The sequence below is a fragment of the Pigmentiphaga sp. genome, from assembly GCF_033795525.1.
Taxonomy (GTDB): Bacteria; Pseudomonadota; Gammaproteobacteria; order Burkholderiales; family Burkholderiaceae_B; genus Pigmentiphaga.
In genome coordinates this window covers 758,770-771,891 of sequence record NZ_JARYGM010000001.1, presented here as the reverse complement: position 1 = coordinate 771,891, position 13,122 = coordinate 758,770, and the positions used below count along the sequence as shown (strand labels likewise).

Here is a 13,122-nt window from a genome sequence, read left to right as displayed (position 1 = left end):
CATCACTCGCCCGTCTCATAGCCGGGCAACTGGTAGCTCCAGGTTTCGGAGACCGGCGTCTGCCCGTTGACCAGATTTGCCCGCATTTCGACCGGCTTGGTCGTGTCCTTGACCTTGATCCGCAGCGTGACGCGCCAGCCGCCGGTGACAGGGTTGCGGCGCAAGCTGTTTTCGATCACGTCGGCATTGCCGCCGGTGGAAAAGTTCAGAGATACCGGCAATGGCGGGTCCTTGGGTTTGGCGGGAGCCGGTTCGGAAAAATCGATGACGAAGGCCGTGCTGCCGTCGGGACGCCGGATCAGGTCGGCGCCCTTGGTCTCGCCGGTCGAGCGCCGCGTCTGCAGCACCCGTGCCAGCGTCGGATCCTGCAAGGCGGCTTCGTTGCGGGTCCAGCGCAAGGTGTAATTCAGGTCGAGCGCGGTACCGGGCTTGGGTTGTTGCTCCGGCACCCAGAACGCGACGATGTTGTCGTTGGTCTCGTCGGCAGTCGGGATCTCGACCAGTTCGATCCGGCCCTTGCCCCAGTTGCCGCTGGGCTCTACCCACAGCGTGGGCCGCAAGTCGTAGCGGTCGTCCAGGTCTTCGTACTGGCGGAAGTCGCGGGCCCGCTGCTGCAGTCCGAAGCCGCGCGGGTTCTCGACCGCGAAGGAACTGTTGGCGAGCCGGCGCGGGTTGTTCAGCGGACGCCAGAGCCATTCCCCGTTACCCGAATGGAAAGCCAGGCCGTCGGAGTCGTGCAGCTCGGGACGGAAATTGAGCGTGCCCGAAGGTTGCGCGGCGCCATACAGATACATGCTGGTCATGGCCGCGATCCCAAGCTTGGCGACCGGGGCGCGCAAGTACACGCGCGACCGCACTTCCACCGTGGTGTCTTCGCCGGGATGGATGGTGAAGCGGTAGGCGCCGGTGGCGCGCGGCGAATCGAGCAGCGCATAGACGACGACGTGCTTGTCGCTGTTGGCGGGACGGGCGATCCAGAATTCCCGGAAGCGCGGGAACTCCTCGCCGGAGGGCACGGCGGTGTCTATCGCCAGGCCGCGTGCCGATATTCCGTACACCTGCCCCTTGCCCACCATGCGGAAGTAGCTGGCGCCAAGGAAGGAGGCCAGTTCGTCGTCGCGCTTGGCGGGATCGTTGAGGGGGTAGAGGATGCGGAAGCCCGCGAAGCCCAGGTCGCGCAGCAGCTTGGGGTCGGGCTGGCGCGGTCCGAAATCGAAATCCGCCGGATCGTATTTGATTTCGCGGACGCCTTCGGCATCGATTTCGTTGACCTTGACCGGCAGGTCGAATGCCATGCCCTGGTGGTGGAAGGCGATCTGGAACGGCGAGCGGCTGTCCGCCCACAGGTATTTGTCGCGCTTGGCCTGGATCTGCTGATAGTCGCCGTACTTGAGCTCGCGCAGTTCCTTGGGCAACTGGCTGGTCGGGGCCTTGTATTTTTCCCCGGCGAGCTGTTTGGCCTGGCGCGCGACGTCGAAAAAGTCGAACGCGCCGGCCGGGGATGCCGAAAGAAGGCCTGCTGACAATGCCAGGGCCGAGAGAAGAGTGCGGGACGCGCGCGCGCGCCCTCTTGGAAAAAGAAGGGACAATTCAGTCACGGATCTTGTACGTCCGGCGTGGCTTGGAATTCTGAAACAGGGATTTTAGAGGGTATGGCCGTCCCCAGGGAGCTTTGCCTGCGCAGATGTACTACCAGGTACTACCGGATGTAGCCATCTTGGGGCCAATCTCGCCCTGATGGACGCAATTTTCACTGATTTGGTTCCCTTAGCGCCCCAGGGCAGTGCCCTCGCGGCGAGGGTCGGCCCCGCCCCGCAACAGCCCGGTGTCCAGGATCTCGATGCCATGGAGGCCGCTGGGCAGCGACTGGAAGGCCACCGGATGGTCCATGGCGCGCAAGGCGGGGGCGAGCTTTTCCAGCTCGGCGCTGCGCTCGAGTTCCGTCGCGCGGTTGCGGCTGCCATAGTGCGGCAGGTCGATCGCGGCCTGGATGTCCAGCCCCCACGCCAGGTTGGCGACCAGTGTCCGGGCTACATAGTTCGCGATCGCGCTGCCCCCGGGCGAACCGATCACCAGGCGCAGCCGCGGGCCGGACCGGTCGTCGCGCAGGACGATGGTGGGGGCCATGGTGCTGCGCGGCCGCTTGCCGCCTTCGACCCGGTTGGCGACCGGCACGCCATGCTCATCCACGGGAGAAAGCGCGAAATCGGTCAGTTCGTTGTTCAGGAGGAAGCCGCCGACGAAGATCTTGCTGCCGAAGGCCTGCTCGATGGTCGAGGTCATGGATACCGCGTTGCCCTCGGCATCGACGATGGAAAGATGGGTGGTGGAGGGCAGGGCCGGCGTATCGTCTATGCCGTGCCGGGCCAAGGCTCCTCGTACCGGTTCGCCGGCCGCGGCGCGGCCCATGGAGCGATGCGCATCGATCAGGGCGGCGCGGCGCGCCAGGTACCCGGGGTCCAGCAAGGCCTGCAGCGGCACCTGGACAAAGTCGGGGTCGGCAACGTAGCGGTCGCGGTCGGCGTAGGCCAGCCGCCCGGCTTCGGAAAAATAGTGCACCGTGGTAACGGAGACCGGCGGTGCCGCGGCGATCGGAGTGCGGGCCAGCAATTGCAGCATCTGCAGCACGGCCAGGCCGCCGGAGCTGGGCGGCGGCGCCCCGCAGACCAGGTAGATACGATAGGGGGCGCACAGGGCGGCCCGTTCGCGGGCGGTATAGCGGGCCATGTCGTCCAGCGACAAGTCGCCGGGGCGGACGTGCGTACGCACCGCCTCCACCATGGCACTTGCCAGCGGGCCGCGGTAGAAAGCGTCCGCGCCATCGCGGGCGATGCGCGCAAGCGTCGCGGCCAGCTCGGGATTGCGCAGGGTTTCGCCTTCGCGCACGGGAGAGCCGTCGGCATGGAAAAAATAGGCGCGAGCGGCCGGCTGGGCGGCGAGCCGCTTGTTGCCGCGCAGCAGCGCGGCCAGGCGTTGAGATACCGGAAAACCATCGCGGGCGCGGGCGATCGCATCGTCGAACAAGGTCGGCCAGGGGAGCTTGCCGTGGCGCGCATGCGCCAGTTCCAGGGCACGCAAGACGCCCGGCACGCCGACCGACTTGCCGCTGTCCACCGCTTCGCCAAAGCGCATCGGCCGCGGCCCTTGCATGAAGCGGTCGGCGGCCGCCGCGGCCGGCGCGGTCTCCCGGCCATCGAAGACACTCACCTGATCGCGGCGGGCGTCGTAATAAAGGATGAACGCGCCGCCGCCCAGGCCCGAAGACTGCGGTTCGACCAGCCCCAGCATCATCTGCGCCGCGATGGCCGCGTCGATCGCGCTGCCGCCGCGTTCGAGCACGCGGTAAGCCGCCTCGCTCGCGGCCGGATGTGCGGTGACGGCCATGAAGCGGTGCCCCGTAACCGCCTTTTTGGGTACGTAGGCGGTCTGGGCTTCGGGGTTGGCATCGACGTCCAGGTCCTGGGCCGATGCCGGTGCGCATACCCATGCCGCGCCGGTCAGGCAGAGCAGCAGTGATACGCGGGCGAGAAATTCCATGGGCAGTTTCCTTCGGGGCGGACAGGCCGCCGGTACGACCGAGACCTTACCATCGGCCGGCTGCAAAGCAGCTTACACTGGTGCCCCTCAGCGTTTCTTTCCGTTCCGGCCAGCCATGCCGACGCCTCATCCGCGCGTACTCGTCGTCGAAGACGAAATGACGATTTCGGCCAATTTATGCGCCTATCTCGAAGCCAGGGGTTTTGTCGTCGACGTCGCCTACGATGGCCAGTCCGCCTTGTATCGCCTGGCTACGGAGACCTTCGACGCGATCCTGCTCGACATCGGCCTGCCCGGCGCGGATGGCGTAACGGTCCTCCACCGGCTGCGCACCGAACTGCGGCAGGCGACCCCGGTCCTGCTGTTGACCGCACGCGACGCGCTTGAACAGAAACTGGACGCCTTCGCCCAGGGCGCCGACGACTACGTCACCAAGCCCTTCGCGCTGGCCGAGGTCGAAGCCAGGGTGCGGGCCTTGCTCAATCGTGCGGCGGGTGCGGTTGCCAACCCGGTGCGGCGCTTCGGCCCTTTGTCCTACGACGCCCGGACCAGGGAAGTACGGGTAGCGGACCGGCTGGTGCGGCTGACTCCCAAGACGAACCGCATCGTCGAAGCGCTGATCCGGGATCCGGGCCGGGTGGTCTCGCGCGCGGAGCTCGAGACGGCATTGTGGGGCCGCGACGTGCCGGAAACGGACGCCTTGCGCAGCCAGATCCACCTATTGCGCAAAGCCTTGTCCGAAGCCGGCTTCGACGGCCTGGAAACGGTGCACGGCATCGGCTACCGGCTTTCCGATAGCCAGGAGCGCCGTGGATGACGGGGGCCGCGACGCTCAAGCAGCGGGTCATCTGGGCGTTGACCGCCGCGATTGCGATTTTCGTGGGCGTGCAGGCGATCGTCGCCTATCTGGTGCTGGCAGAGCAGGAGGACCGGATCGTCGACCAGATCGTGCTGACCGAGGCGCAGCGTCTGGTGCATCGCGTGGAGGCGGGGGAAGAAGTCACCCAGGCCAACGGCGACATCCTCCTCGGGCCGAGTCTGCAAGGCTGGGTAGGCGCCGGCGGCGATGTGCCGTCCGTCATTGCCGGCCTGGCGCCGGGCCAGTACCAGTTGGCGCCCAATGGCCAGACCTGGCACGTGGCGGTGGCCGACTCGAGCAAAGGCCGGGTGTACCTGCGTTATGACGCCACCGAGAACGAGCGGCGGGTCTATGAGTTCGGATCGGTCCTGCTGGGATTGTGGCTGGCCTGTACGCTCGTGGGGTATTGGACGGCCCGGGCATTGGCGGGGCGCGTGGTGGGTCCAATGGTGGCGGTTACGGACCGGATCGAGGCCTGGGCGCCGGGGAGCCCGGTATTGAAGGTAGAGCGCAGCGACGAGGCGGGCCGCCTGATCGAAGCGTTCAACCGGATGCAGGACAAGGTGGAGCAGTCCATTGCCCAGGAGCGCGAGTTCTCGGCCAATCTGAGCCACGAGATCCGCACGCCGCTGACCAGCATACGGACCGACGCCGAACTCGTGACGATGGAGACCGAGCTGCCGCCGCAAACGGGCCTTCGCGTGGCCCGCATCATGCGCGCCGTCGACGAGATAGCGGCGACCCTGGAGACCGCGCGCGCCATCAGCAGCGCCCGTCCTGGGCCGCGCGAGGAGGTCGCGCTGCGGGCTTGCCTGGACGATGCCTGGAGCGGACTGGCGGAGCGAGCGCACCGGGCCGGGCTGACGCTGACCAATGAGATTCCCGATGCGGCGGTGGCAACGCTGGATCGCTACGGCTTGTTGATGGTCCTGCGCAACCTGGTGCGCAACGCCGTCGACCATGCGGCGCCGGCAAGCTTGCGGGCGACGTGGAACGGCGAATGCCTGGTACTGGCCGATGACGGGCCGGGCATTGCGGCGCAGGACCTGCCGTTCGTCTTCGAGCGCTACTATCGCGGCCGCCTGCGCGACAGCGCGGCAGATGCCGGCGAAGACAGCGGGCGACGCGGCTTGGGGCTGGCGATCGCCAAGCGCGTGTGCGACCTGCAAGGATGGCGGCTGGCCGTAAGCTCCAGCCGCGAAGGACCCGACCGGGGTACCCGGTTCCTGCTGCGCTTTTCCTGATCCCCCGCGCGTCCATGGCGGCGCGACAAAAACTCGACATGCCTTCGACGGGTCTTCGACCGCCATCTACCTACCCTTAGGTTTTTTCAGAGGGGAATGTCGATGTCGTCGACCAAGACCCGGCTCGCCGCAGTGGGCGCGCCCGCGGCAGGCCGGTTGCGGCTGCTCGTCATGCTGTGGCTGGTCTATCTTGTTTTCTCGTTTGCCACGCGTATCACCCTGTCGGCGGTCAGCTTGCACGCCGGACTGGTGACGTGGTCGATGCTGCCGCGCGTATTCGCGATGGGCATGCTGATGGATGCCGTTACCGGGCTTTACATATGCGTACCGTTCGCGCTCTATCTGTGGATGGCGCCGGCCCGCCTGTTTCGCGCACGCGCGGGGCGAGCACTGGTGCTGGGCGGATTCTTCCTCGCCGCCGCCGGGTTCGCCTATCTTGCCGCGGCCGAATATTTCTTCTTCGATGAGTTCAATGCCCGGTTCAACTATACGGCGGTCGAATACCTGATCTATCCCACAGAGGTCTTCACCAACATCCGGGATTCTTATCCGGTCGGCCAAGCGTTGGCCGCCGCGTTGTTTGTCGGACTGGCGGTGACGCGATGGCTGCGTCCGCATATTGCCGCCTGTTTCGGGGACCAGGCGGGATGGCGGGCGCGGACGGCCGGCATGGCCGTGATGGCGGCCTTGATTGCATTGTCGTTGGCCGGGCTCGATCTGCAAACGGCACAGGGAAGATCGACCAACCGCATCGCCGGCGAACTCGCCGACAACGGGGTCTACGCATTCTTCAGCGCATTGCACAACGCCAATATCGATTATCCCCGCTACTACGCCACCCTGGATGACAACGAGGCCGCCGCCCGCGTACGGCACCTGCTCACGCAGGCCAATACGCGCCCGTCGTCGTCCGCGGCCGGCCAGCCGTTCGCACGGCAAGTCGACAACAGCGATCTCGGCCCGCCTCGCAGGCTGCACGTCATCATCCTGCTGCAGGAATCGATGGGCTCGGAGTTCGTCGGCAGCCTGGGCGGGCGGAAGCTGACCCCCAACATCGACCGCATCGCCGCGCAGGGCCTCAGTTTCACCCATCTTTACGCCAGCGGTACCCGGACCGTGCGCGGCATGGAAGCGCTAGCCACGTCCCTGGCGCCGGTGCCGCCCGAAGCGGTCGTCAAGCGCACGGGCAACGAACACTTGTTCAATCTGGCCACCGTGGCGCGCCAGGCCGGCTATGCGCCGACTTTCATCTACGGCGGCTACGGCACCTTCGACAACATGAACGAATTCTTTGGCGCCAACGGCTGGCGAACCATCGACCGTACCGATATGCCGGCCCCGAAGTTCGCCAACATATGGGGGATCGCCGACGAGGAATTGCTCGACAACGCGCTCGCGGTCTTCGACCGGCAGGTAGCGCGCGGCGAGCGGATTTTCTCGGTGGTGATGAGCACGTCCAACCATAAACCGTTTACCTTCCCGCCGGGCATCCCGGGCGTGCCCGAGCAAGGTGGGGGACGCGAGGCGGGAGTGCGCTATGCCGATTATGCGGTGGGCAAGTTCTTCGACGAGCTGCGTACCCGGCCGTGGTATCGCGACACGATCCTGGTGGTGACGGGCGACCATGGCGCACGCGTCTACGGACGGGCGAAGATTCCCGTGGCGACCTACCCCGTGCCCTTCATCGTGCATGCGCCGGCCTATGTCCGGCCGGGGCGCGTCGATACGCTGGCGAGCCAGGTCGACATCGGCCCGACGCTGCTCGGCTTGCTGCACCTGTCCTATGCTTCGCGGCTGCCCGGACGCGACATCCTTCGCATGCGGCGGGACGACGGCTACGCCCTGTTCAACCACAATCGCGACGTGGCGCTGATGCGCGGCGGCGAAATCGCCACGCTCGGCTTCGGCAAGGCCCTGCAGACAGAGTTCGTCGATGCGGCCGGCCAACTGCATCCGGCGCCTCACGACCGGGAACTTGAGCGCGACGCGCAGGCACTGTTCCAGGAATCCTACGCCATGTTCACCGCCGGCCGCCAGCGCGAATAGCGGCCAGCCGCGCGCCGGCCTCAGCCGGCCAGCGTCTTGGCGTGGAAGGCGAGGTGGTCCTCGATGAAGGTCGAGATGAAGTAGTAGCCGTGGTCGTAGCCCGCATGACGCCGCAGCTCCAGCGGCTGGCCCGCTTCGCGGCAAGCGGCCTCGAAGGCCTCCGGACGCAGCTGGGCGTCCAGGAACTGGTCGGACAAGCCCTGGTCCACGAGAATGCCGCCCGGGAACGGCTGGTGCGAGGCGCGCATCAGCTCGGTGGCATCGTACTGGGCCCACGCCTGCCGGTCCGGTCCCAGGTAGCCGCCGAAGGCCTTGTGTCCCCACGGGCAGTCGCTGGGGTGGGCAATGGGGGCGAAGGCCGAGACCGAGCGGAATTTGGCGGGATTGCGCAGCGCGAGTACCAGCGCGCCGTGGCCGCCCATGGAGTGCCCGAAGATGCCGGCGCGCGCCGGGTCGCCAGGCAGCTCCGAGGTGACGATGCCGAACAGCTCGTCGACGATGTAGCTGTACATGCGGTAGTGGCGGTTCCAGGGGGCCTGGGTCGCATCCAGGTAGAAGCCTGCGCCGACGCCGAAGTCCCAGCTGTCGGTTTCGCCCGGAAGGCCGGCCCCGCGCGGGCTGGTATCGGGTGCGACCAGCATGATGCCGTGCTGCTGCGCGAAGCGCTGGGCACCGGCCTTGATCATGAACGTTTCTTCGGTGCAGGTCAGGCCGGCCAGGTAGAACAGTACGGGTACGGGGCCGGCGCTCGCGTGCGTGGGGAGGAATACGGAAAAGCGCATCGGCAGGCCGATCGTGGACGAGGCGTGGCGGTAGAAGCGTTGCTGGCCGCCGAAGCACTGGTGCAGGCTGATCAGTTCAAGCATGTGGAATCCTTGCAGCCGCCGGCCGGGCGGCAAAGCGATGAATCTTTCGGGGTACGCTTGAGGCCGCAGCCCGGTCTTCGCCGGGCCGGCGCCTCGCGTGCTGGCACGCGAGGCTAACAGGAATCGTCAGGGGCCGACAAGCAAGCCATGAGTAAAGCGCTAGAACGCATCCGGTTCGATCTTACGTCCATCCGCCTGTTCATTGCCACCGTCGAGCACGGCAGCATCACCCGTGCCGCCGAGCAGCAATGCGTTGCCGTCACCGCAGCCTCGCGGCGCATCGCCGAGCTCGAGGCCCAGTTCGGCGTCGCACTATTCCAGCGCCGGCCGCACGGCATGGTGCTGACCGACGCCGGCCGCAGCCTGCTCGCCCACGCGCGTGCGCTGCTGCAGTCGGTCGAGCGCATGCATAACGACGCCGTGGCTCATGCCCAGGGACACAAGGGATTGGCCCGGGTAGCGGCCTGTACGTCGGCGGCGCTGCAGTTCCTGCCTGCCGATATCCGCGCGCACCAGGCGCTGTTTCCCGATATCGACATCGAGACGCAGGAGGGGACCAGCTATGGCGTCATCAAAGCTGTGGTGCAAGGGACTGCCGAAGTCGGCATCTACGAGGCCGGGGTAAGCAACCCGCCCGAGATGATGCGCACCCGCCCCTATCGGGAGGACCGGCTGGTGCTGGTCACGCACAAGGCGCATCCGCTGGCGCGCCGGAGCCGGGTCGGCTTCGCCGACATCCTGCCTTGCGACCTCGTGGGCTTGAACGAGGATTCAGCGCTGTCGATGCTGCTGGTACGCCTGGCCGCCGGGCACGACGGCAAGCTCAACGTGCGGGTGCGGGCCCGCAGCTTCGACACGATGCTGGCCATGATCCAGGCCGAGCTTGGCGTGGGGCTGGTGCCGCTCGGCGTGGCGCGGTGGCTGGCCATGAGCAAGGCATTCCGCCATATCGAGATCGACGAGCCATGGGCGCGGCGGCAGTTCGTGCTGTGCCATCGGCATGCTCCGGATATTTCCTCGGCGGCGCTGTCGGTGGCCGAATTCCTGGCGCAGCCGGAACGCCGCGCGATGTTGCAGACCTGACGAGCGCCTCGCGTACACGAAACGCGAAACCTGCGTGAAAAAAATAGCAATGGCTGCCTGCGGCTGGCTTTGTCAGCATAGCGGGCGGTTGCCCATGCGCGGCCGCTACTTTCGTATCACGATCCAAGGAAGATGCCGGTGAAGATTGCACGCGTACATGCCACGCCATTGAACGTCCCGCTCGACTACGCCGCCGGCGGCGTGCGCCGCTCGACCTCGCTATCGGCCTGTTATGTCGAGGTCGAGACCGCCGAAGGACTGGTTGGACACGGCTTGACCGCCATTACCGAAGAAGAAGTGGTTGCGGGCATCGTCAATGAGGTCGCCGGGCCGGCACTGGCCGGGCTGGACGCGATGGAGCACGAGGCCGCATGGAACCGCCTTTACTGGCTGCTCTGCCCGCGCGGGCAGACCGGCTATGGCATGCATGCCGTGGCGGCGCTGGACGTGGCATTGTGGGATATCAAAGGCAAGGCGCTGGGCCAGCCCATCTGGAAACTGCTGGGTGGGGCCCGCCCGCGCGTGCCGGTCTACACCACCTTCGGATTCAACTTCCTGGACCGCGATTCGCTGGCCCAAGCGGCGCAGGCATGCGTGGCGGACGGCTTCGGCCACCTGAAAATGGTAGTGGGCCATGGCGCGCTGCAGCGGCGCGACGAACCGCGGCCACTGGATGAAGTGATCCGCGAAGACGCCCGCCGCGTGCGGGCGGTGCGTGACGCCGTAGGAGAGGAGCCGTCCCTTTATATCGACGCCAACTGCAGCCTCGATGGCTTCCATGCCGAGAAGCTGGCGCTGTCGGTGCGCGATTGCGGCATCGCCTTCTTCGAGGAGCCGGTCACGCAGAACGACGTGCGCCTGATGGCGGACCTGCGGCGCCGTACCGGCATGGCGCTGGCGGCGGGGCAGAACGAAGGCCTGGCCTTTCGCTTCCGGGACATGCTGGTCGCCGGCGCCGTCGACTACGTGCAGCCGAACGTGATAATCAGCGGCGGCTACACGCAGGCCGCGAAGATCGCCGGCATGGCCGAGGCCTTCAACATCCCCGTTGCCAACGGCGGCGCCTTCCCGCTGCACAACATGCATCTGCACGGCGGTCTGGCGCATGGGGGGCGGGTCGAGTGGCACCTGGTGGCAGTCGAGATGATGAGAAAACTCTACGGCGACATTCCCCAGCCCCATGGCGGCTGGCTCGACCTGCCCGACAAGCCGGGCCTGGGCTTCGAACCCGACCGCGCCGCCATCGCGGAAATCGCCAAGCTGCCGTCCTCGGCCGGCAAGGGCAAGGGATAGCGGCCGCCTCCATCCCTATACCACCTATAAAGGAGACATTCATGCGTATCATCCTTCACCTCTTCGTTGCGCTGGCCCTCGCGGCGCCGGCCCTGTCGTCCGCCGCGGGGGATTGGCCCGGCAGCCGCCCGGTACGCCTCGTCGTTCCCGCCAGCGCCGGCGGCTCCCTCGATACCTTGGCGCGCCCACTGGCCCAGGCAATGTCGGACTTGTCGGGAGGGCGCTTCATTGTCGAGAACGTCGGCGGTGCGGCCGGCATGATAGGGGCACACAACGTGGTCAAGGCGGCGCCCGACGGCTATACCTTCCTGTTCGGGGCCATTCACCATGTGATCCTGCCCATTGCCTATCCCAAGATGCCCTACGATACCGCGACCGACCTTACGCCCATCGGGCTGATCGCGACTGTGCCGAACGTCGTGCTGGTGCGCAGCGACTCGCCGTTCAGGACCCTGGACGACCTGGTCCGGACCGGCAAGACTTCGCAGCAGGGACTGAACTACGGAACCGGCGGCAAGGGCGGGCTGCACCATCTTTCCGCCGAGCACTTCAAGCTGTTGACCGGCGCCAAAATGCAGGCGGTTCACTATCGTGGCAGCGCGCCGGCCATCACCGACTTGCTGGGCGGCCAGATCGATTTGATGTTCGAGACCATGCCCATGGCCTTGAGCCAGATCCGCAGCGGCTCGCTGCGGGCGCTCGCGGTCACCTCGGCCGCCCGCTCGCCGGCCTTGCCCGATACGCCTACGCTGGCCGAGGCAGGTGTGCCGGACTTGGCGGTGACGACCTGGTATGGCCTGTTCGGTCCGGCCAAGCTGCCTCCCCAGGTGAGCCAGCACATGCGCGCACTGATGGCGCAAGCGCTCGCCACCGACAAGATCAAGGCCCTGTGGAAGGACTACGGAGCCACGGTCGACGGACCCGGGGCCAAGGATTTTCCGGCCTTCGTCGCCAGCGAGCTGCGCCATTGGGCCGACGTCGGTCGGCGCATTGATTTCAAGCCAGGGGAATGAAGCCGCTGAATGCGCACGAGCTGCGGCGCCTCGCGCGGCGGCGCCTGCCGCGCCTGGCCTTCGACTACCTGGAAGGCGGCGCAGAGGACGAAACCACGCTGCGTGCCAATCGCCAGGCCTTCGAGCGAGTGACGCTGTGCCCGCGTGCGCTCAATGACGTGAGCACCCGGCGCCAAGAGGTGCAGGTCCTGGGCGAAACCTGGATGTCGCCCATGGGCATTGCGCCGGTCGGCCTGGCGGGCCTGTTCTGGCCGCAGGGCGACATCGCAGCGGCGCGAGCGGCGGCCGCTGCAGGCGTTCCTTATGTGTTGTCGACCGCGTCCAGCAGCACGCTCGAGGCGGTGGCCCGCGCGGGCGGCAATCCGTGGTTCCAGCTGTACGTGATCGAACGGGGAATGGCCGACGCCTTGGTTGACCGCGCGCACGCGGCCGGCTATCGCCACCTCGTGCTGACCACGGACGTGCCGGTGAGCGGCCGGCGCGAGCGCGATCTGCGCAACGGTTTCTCGCTGCCGATGCGCTGGCGCGCCGCTACCGTGTGGGACGTGGCGAGCCATCCGCGCTGGCTGGCGCAGGTTGGCCGGCACGGCGCGCCGCAGCTCGCCAACCTGGCCAGCACTGCGGCAGGGGACGCGCAGGCGCAAGCGGCGCTGCTGCAACGGCGGATGGACGCGAGCTTTTGTTGGGAGGATCTGAGGCGACTGCGCCGTCGCTGGCCGCACGCGCTGTGGGTCAAGGGCATCCTGCATGCCGACGATGCCCGCCGCGCTTGCCAGGAAGGAGTCGACGGCGTGATCGTCTCCAATCACGGCGGCCGCCAGCTGGACGGCGCGATGGCCAGCCTCGATGCCTTGGCCGCGGTGGTGGACGCCGCGGGCGGCCGGCCGGTCCTGCTGGATGGCGGCGTGCGGCGCGGGATCGACGTAGTCAAGGCGCTGGCCCTGGGCGCACGCGGAGTATTGATGGGCCGCTTGCCCATGTATGGACTTGCCGCGGCCGGGGAGGCCGGCGTGGCGGCCGCGCTCGGGCTGGTGCGCGAGGACATCGACCGCGTGCTGGCGTTGCTCGGCTGTCCCGGCGTTTCGCACTTGGGGCCGCAGTGGCTGGCGGCGGGCCTCAGGCCTGTTCCCAGCTGTACAGCTTCGCCGGGGTAACGGCGAGGATCCGGCGCTGGGCGAAAG

General features: G+C 67.2%; 10 protein-coding genes. 7 read left to right on the top strand and 3 right to left on the bottom strand.

All coding sequences use genetic code 11. The annotated features are described in order from the left end of the window. Nucleotides 1–2: 2 nt before the first annotated feature. Together QHC78_RS03665 and ggt are read right to left on the bottom strand one after the other, a co-directional pair. Nucleotides 3–1,532: a glucan biosynthesis protein G gene (locus tag QHC78_RS03665; RefSeq protein WP_319742743.1), complete on the bottom strand. Its 1,530-nt coding sequence runs from the start codon at nucleotides 1,530–1,532 to the stop codon at nucleotides 3–5. Nucleotides 1,533–1,767: 235 nt separating this feature from the next. Next, nucleotides 1,768–3,537, bottom strand: a complete 1,770-nt coding sequence (gene ggt, locus QHC78_RS03660) for a gamma-glutamyltransferase (RefSeq protein WP_319742499.1) — start codon at nucleotides 3,535–3,537, stop codon at nucleotides 1,768–1,770. Nucleotides 3,538–3,652: 115 nt separating this feature from the next. Between ggt and QHC78_RS03655 the strand changes: the two genes are divergently transcribed. The 3 genes from QHC78_RS03655 (at nucleotide 3,653) to QHC78_RS03645 (ending at nucleotide 7,686) form a co-directional block, all read left to right on the top strand. Further along, nucleotides 3,653–4,354: a response regulator transcription factor gene (locus QHC78_RS03655; RefSeq protein WP_319742498.1), complete on the top strand. Its 702-nt coding sequence runs from the start codon at nucleotides 3,653–3,655 to the stop codon at nucleotides 4,352–4,354. After that, the gene (locus QHC78_RS03650; RefSeq protein ID WP_319742497.1) at nucleotides 4,351–5,640 is read left to right on the top strand and encodes a sensor histidine kinase; all 1,290 of its coding nucleotides are present in this window, start codon (nucleotides 4,351–4,353) and stop codon (nucleotides 5,638–5,640) included. Before QHC78_RS03655 ends, QHC78_RS03650 begins: the two co-directional genes overlap by 4 nt. 102 nt (nucleotides 5,641–5,742) lie before the next feature. Continuing rightward, nucleotides 5,743–7,686: an LTA synthase family protein gene (locus QHC78_RS03645; RefSeq protein ID WP_319742496.1), complete on the top strand. Its 1,944-nt coding sequence runs from the start codon at nucleotides 5,743–5,745 to the stop codon at nucleotides 7,684–7,686. 20 nt (nucleotides 7,687–7,706) lie between these two features. Here QHC78_RS03645 and fghA read toward each other — a convergent pair whose 3' ends face one another. Further along, nucleotides 7,707–8,552, bottom strand: coding sequence for an S-formylglutathione hydrolase (gene fghA / locus QHC78_RS03640; protein ID WP_319742495.1), 846 nt, complete (start codon nucleotides 8,550–8,552; stop codon nucleotides 7,707–7,709). 147 nt (nucleotides 8,553–8,699) lie between these two features. On the opposite strand from fghA, the gene QHC78_RS03635 reads away from it, so the two are divergent. From QHC78_RS03635 to QHC78_RS03620, 4 genes are all read left to right on the top strand, one after another. Beyond that, complete coding sequence (locus QHC78_RS03635; RefSeq protein ID WP_319742494.1) at nucleotides 8,700–9,635, top strand: LysR substrate-binding domain-containing protein; 936 nt, start codon at nucleotides 8,700–8,702, stop codon at nucleotides 9,633–9,635. Between the two features lie 138 nt (nucleotides 9,636–9,773). Beyond that, entirely contained in the window at nucleotides 9,774–10,928 is a 1,155-nt protein-coding gene (locus QHC78_RS03630; protein WP_413816403.1) for a mandelate racemase/muconate lactonizing enzyme family protein, read from the top strand. Between the two features lie 41 nt (nucleotides 10,929–10,969). Then, complete coding sequence (locus tag QHC78_RS03625) at nucleotides 10,970–11,941, top strand: Bug family tripartite tricarboxylate transporter substrate binding protein (RefSeq protein ID WP_319742492.1); 972 nt, start codon at nucleotides 10,970–10,972, stop codon at nucleotides 11,939–11,941. Continuing rightward, nucleotides 11,938–13,095 carry an alpha-hydroxy-acid oxidizing protein gene (locus QHC78_RS03620; protein WP_319742491.1) on the top strand — a complete coding sequence of 386 codons (1,158 nt, stop codon included), beginning with the start codon at nucleotides 11,938–11,940 and terminating at the stop codon, nucleotides 13,093–13,095. The genes QHC78_RS03625 and QHC78_RS03620 overlap by 4 nt, the downstream gene beginning before the upstream one ends. The last annotated feature ends 27 nt before the right edge of the window (nucleotides 13,096–13,122 follow it).

What these genes read in the sequence shown, in the direction of transcription:
- ggt (WP_319742499.1), bottom strand. Translation starts at nt 3,537, where the DNA reads ATGGAATTTCTCGCCCGCGTATCACTGCTGCTCTGCCTGACCGGCGCG.
- QHC78_RS03655 (WP_319742498.1), top strand. Translation starts at nt 3,653, where the DNA reads ATGCCGACGCCTCATCCGCGCGTACTCGTCGTCGAAGACGAAATGACG.
- QHC78_RS03650 (WP_319742497.1), top strand. Translation starts at nt 4,351, where the DNA reads ATGACGGGGGCCGCGACGCTCAAGCAGCGGGTCATCTGGGCGTTGACC.
- QHC78_RS03645 (WP_319742496.1), top strand. Translation starts at nt 5,743, where the DNA reads ATGTCGTCGACCAAGACCCGGCTCGCCGCAGTGGGCGCGCCCGCGGCA.
- fghA (WP_319742495.1), bottom strand. Translation starts at nt 8,552, where the DNA reads ATGCTTGAACTGATCAGCCTGCACCAGTGCTTCGGCGGCCAGCAACGC.
- QHC78_RS03635 (WP_319742494.1), top strand. Translation starts at nt 8,700, where the DNA reads ATGAGTAAAGCGCTAGAACGCATCCGGTTCGATCTTACGTCCATCCGC.
- QHC78_RS03625 (WP_319742492.1), top strand. Translation starts at nt 10,970, where the DNA reads ATGCGTATCATCCTTCACCTCTTCGTTGCGCTGGCCCTCGCGGCGCCG.
- QHC78_RS03620 (WP_319742491.1), top strand. Translation starts at nt 11,938, where the DNA reads ATGAAGCCGCTGAATGCGCACGAGCTGCGGCGCCTCGCGCGGCGGCGC.